The organism is Bartonella sp. AA2SXKL, assembly GCF_042197205.1.
Classification (GTDB): Bacteria; Pseudomonadota; Alphaproteobacteria; order Rhizobiales; family Rhizobiaceae; genus Bartonella.
The window spans coordinates 333-690 of sequence record NZ_JBHIRN010000163.1; the positions used below are offsets into that span (position 1 = coordinate 333).

The following is a 358-nucleotide window of genomic DNA, read 5'->3' on the forward strand; positions in this document are numbered from 1 at the left end:
TCTCCAGACCATGTTGGAAGTACATATTTAACATCAAGTTTGCGCGCAATTGGCCCATCGATACCGTCAACGAGAAGTGCAAGTCCGAGCCAAAAAAACATAGCAGTCCATTCTTTTTGAGAGGCCGATATAAGAGAAAGAAATGCTAAAAACGAACCCGAAGCTGTTAATAAATGAACAGAAAAAGCCTTTGCTTGTGGCATTGTTACTTTTTTATGGCGCAAAAGATCTGCATTCGTTTTGATTTTTTTTGTTAGCTTCCGTTTCAAGGTTTTCTTATCCTCGTTTCTAAAATCTTCATTCATCTACCAACACGGTATTTTTTCTATGCTATGATTTATCGTAAAAAAAACATAAA

The 358-nt window shown here is 36.3% G+C and carries 1 protein-coding gene; it reads right to left on the minus strand.

Annotated features, from left to right (window positions below):
• Positions 1–305, minus strand: a 305-nt coding sequence (locus tag ACFINS_RS10450; RefSeq protein ID WP_375706233.1) for a CDP-alcohol phosphatidyltransferase family protein, incomplete at its 3' end; no start/stop codon positions are given.
• Between the last annotated feature and the right edge of the window lie 53 nt (positions 306–358).